Origin of the sequence: Streptomyces sp. WAC05292, from assembly GCF_003949955.1 — a bacterium.
Classification (GTDB): domain Bacteria; phylum Actinomycetota; class Actinomycetes; order Streptomycetales; family Streptomycetaceae; genus Streptomyces; species Streptomyces globosus.
The window spans coordinates 1-3,676 of the sequence record NZ_RPSE01000506.1 but is presented as its reverse complement, the minus strand read 5'-3'; the positions used below and the strand labels follow the sequence as shown (position 1 = coordinate 3,676).

General features: G+C 76.1%; 3 protein-coding genes. 1 reads left to right on the top strand and 2 read right to left on the bottom strand.

All coding sequences use genetic code 11. From position 1 onward, the window contains the following. The first annotated feature begins 149 nt into the window (after positions 1-149). Entirely contained in the window at positions 150-1,355 is a 1,206-nt protein-coding gene (locus EF903_RS30115) for a serine/threonine-protein kinase (protein ID WP_185902901.1), read from the top strand. Between the two features lie 34 nt (positions 1,356-1,389). On the opposite strand, the gene EF903_RS30110 is transcribed toward EF903_RS30115, so the two are convergent. Continuing rightward, positions 1,390-2,214, bottom strand: coding sequence for an RNA methyltransferase (locus EF903_RS30110; RefSeq protein ID WP_125548163.1), 825 nt, complete (start codon positions 2,212-2,214; stop codon positions 1,390-1,392). Positions 2,215-2,280: 66 nt separating this feature from the next. Beyond that, the gene (gene cobA, locus EF903_RS30105) at positions 2,281-3,516 is read right to left on the bottom strand and encodes a uroporphyrinogen-III C-methyltransferase (RefSeq protein ID WP_125548162.1); all 1,236 of its coding nucleotides are present in this window, start codon (positions 3,514-3,516) and stop codon (positions 2,281-2,283) included. Positions 3,517-3,676 lie beyond the last annotated feature (160 nt).

Genomic DNA, 3,676 nt, shown 5'->3' with positions numbered 1-3,676 from the left:
CCCCGCGAGGGTGTGCGGCGGGGTGCCGCACACCCTCGCGGGGGGCCGCGCACTGACGAGCGATTGCCCCGGTGAGGGCGCGGCCTCTGAGCGCTCGTGGCGGATGGTCCGTAAGCTGTGCCACGTCAACAGGACGACGGGTCAGCGGGGTGGACATGGCGATGATGCGGCTCCGGCGCGAGGACCCGCGTGTCGTCGGCTCGTTCAGGCTGCACCGGCGGCTCGGCGCCGGGGGCATGGGCGTGGTCTACCTGGGCTCCGACCGGCGGGGGCAGCGCGTCGCGCTCAAGGTGATCCGCCCCGACCTCGCCGAGGACCAGGAGTTCCGCTCCCGCTTCGCCCGCGAGGTGTCCGCCGCCCGGCGGATCCGCGGCGGGTGCACGGCGCGCCTGGTGGCGGCGGACCTGGAGGCGGAGCGCCCGTGGTTCGCGACCCAGTACGTGCCCGGTCCGTCGCTGCACGACAAGGTCGCCGAGGAGGGCCCGCTGACGGCGGCGCAGATCGCCGCGATCGGGGCCGCCCTGTCGGAGGGGCTGGTCGCGGTGCACGAGGCGGGCGTCGTCCACCGGGACCTCAAGCCGTCGAACATCCTGCTGTCGCCCAAGGGACCGCGGATCATCGACTTCGGGATCGCCTGGGCGACCGGCGCCAGCACGCTGACCCACGTGGGGACGGCCGTCGGCTCCCCCGGCTTCCTGGCCCCCGAACAGGTCCGCGGGGCGGCGGTCACGCCCGCAACCGACGTGTTCGCGCTGGGCGCGACCCTCGCCTACGCGGCGACCGCCGACTCGCCGTTCGGGCACGGCAGTTCCGAGGTCATGCTGTACCGGGTGGTGCACGAGGAGCCGCACCTGGTGGGCGTGCCGGACGCCCTGGCGCCGCTGGTGCGGGCCTGCCTGGAGAAGGACCCCGAGGACCGGCCCAGCACGCTCCAGCTGTCGATGCGGCTGAAGGAGATCGCGGCCCGGGAGGCGCAGGGCCTGTCGGACGGCCGCCCGCCCGCGCAGCGGGTGCGGACCGACCGGCCCACCGGGCGGCTGACCCAGCCGTTCCCCGAGGAGCGGGCGGAGCGGCGCACCGGCCGCACCCCCGCACCGCAGGGGGCGGGCGGCAGGGCGGTGAAGGGTGCGCCGGGCGGTCCGCCGTCGCGGCCGTCGTCGCCGCGGAACAAGGGCGGCGGGCCGTCGTCGCGCCCGACCGGCGGGCGGTCGGGCGGCCGTCCGGTGCCCCGGACGACGGGGGCGGGGCGGCGCCCGTCGCGGCCGGACCCGCGGCTGATGCGGCAGCGGCTGATCGTGTTCGTGGTGGTGACGCTGGTCGTGGCGCTCGGGATCGCGGCGGCGCAGAAGCTCTGAGCGCCGGGGCCCGGGCGCCCCGGCGCCGTCCGCGTCACGCCTGCCGGGGCGGGCGGGTGGCGTAGAAGGCGACCGCGGAGGCCGCGGCGACGTTCAGCGAGTCGATGCCCTCGGCCATCGGGATGCGCACCCACTCGTCGGCGGCGCGCAGGGCGTGCGTCGACAGGCCGTGCCCCTCCGAGCCCAGCATGATCGCGCAGCGTTCGAAGCGCTCCGGCGGGACCTGGTCCAGGGAGGCCGCCTGCGGGCTGGGCGTCATGGCGAGGATCCGGTAGCCGGCCTCGCGCACCTTCTCCAGGTCGGCCGGCCAGTCCGCGAGGCGGGCGTACGGCACCGAGAACACCGAGCCCATGGAGACCTTGATGGCACGCCGGTAGAGCGGGTCGGCGCAGTCCGGGGACAGGAGTATCGCGCCGATGCCGAGGGCGGCGGCGCTGCGGAAGGCGGCGCCGAGGTTGGCGTGGTCGACGAAGCCCTCGAAGACGGCGATGCGGCGCCCGGGGCCGCCTGCCGCGAGGAGCTCGGCGGGCTCGGGCAGCGGCTTGCGCTGCATGGAGGCGAGCGCCCCGCGGTGCACGTGGTAGCCGGTGACGCGTTCGGCGACCTCGGGGGTGACCGCATAGACGGGGGCGGGGAGTTCGTCGATGACGTCGCGCATGACGTCGACCCACTTCGCGGACAGCAGCATCGACCGCATCTCGAACCCGGCGTCCTTGGCCCGCCGGATGACCTTCTCGCCCTCGGCGATGAAGAGGCCCTCCTCGGGTTCGCGGCGGCGGCGCAGCTCGACGTCGGTCAGGCCGGTGTAGTCGCGCAGGCGCGGGTCGTCGGGGTCGTCGACGGTGATGAGATCAGCCACAGGGTGATACTGCCTTGTCCGGGATGGGGTGCCAACGCCCCTTGCGGGGCGCCGGGGTTCGGTCGCTCAGGTCGCGGGGGCCGCCGCGACGCGGACGACCTCGCCGATGACGATGACCGCCGGCGGGCGGACGTCCTCGGCGCGGACCCGCTCGCCGACGGTGGCGAGGGTGGCGTCGACGCGGCGCTGGTTCGCGGTGGTGCCCTCCTGGACGACGGCGACCGGCGTGTCGGCGGGGCGGCCGTGGCGGACAAGGGCCTCGGCGATCAGGCCGATCTTGTCGACGCCCATGAGGACGACGAGGGTGCCGGTGAGCCGGGCGAGTGCCGCCCAGTCCACCAGGGAACGCGGGTCGTCGGGGCCGACGTGCCCGCTGACGACGGTGAACTCGTGGGCGACGCCGCGGTGGGTGACCGGGATGCCCGCGGCGGCGGGCACCGAGACGGAGCTGGAGATGCCGGGGACGACGGTGCAGGCGATGCCGGCCTCGGCGAGGGCCTGGAGCTCCTCCATGCCGCGGCCGAAGACGTAGGGGTCGCCGCCCTTGAGCCGGACGACGGCCTTGCCGGCCTTGGCGTGCTCGACAAGGGCGTTGTTGATGGCCTCCTGGGCCATGTAACGGCCGTACGGGATCTTCGCGGCGTCGATGACCTCCACGTGCGGCGGAAGCTCGTCGAGGAGGTCGCGCGGGCCGAGGCGGTCGGCGATGACGACGTCGGCCTCGGCGAGGAGCCGCCTGCCGCGGACGGTGATCAGGTCGGGGTCGCCGGGGCCGCCGCCGACGAGGGCGACGCGGGGCCCGCCCTCGGCGCGGCCTCGGTGGCCGGGCGCGGCGAGGGTGCCGTCGCGCAGCCCCTCGACGACGGCGTCGCGGACGGCCGCGGAGCGGCGCGGGTCGTTGCCGGTGAGGACGGCCACGGTGACCCCCTCGACGCGGCCGGTGGCCGGGGTCCAGGCGGTGGCGGCGGAGGCGTCGTCGGCGCGGACGCACCACACCCGCTCGCGCTCGGCCTCGGCGGACGCCTGCTCGTTGACCTCGCGGTGCTGGGTGGCGATCAGGGCGTACCAGGCGCCGGCGAGGTCCCCCTCGCGGTAGCGGCGGCGCTCCCAGCGGATCTCGCCGGTCTCCGCCATGGCGTCGACGGACGGCGTGGCGGACGGCGAGACGAGCAGGACGTCGGCACCCGCGGCGACGAGCGCGGGGAGGCGGCGCTGGGCGACCTGCCCGCCGCCGATGACGACGACGCGGCGGCCGGCGAGGCGGAGGCCTACGGGGTACGCGGGGTGTCCCGGGTGTGCCATGGCGGTGCGGCTCCTGTACGGCGGTGTGTCTGCGCCGCTGCTGCGCTGGAGCGGCCTGTCCGGTGTGACGTGCGGTTTCAGGTGTGCGGGTCCACGATACGACCCGCCGCGCCGGCCGCTGCGCGGGGCCTTTCCCCCTCCCCGCCCCTTCCCGAAACCG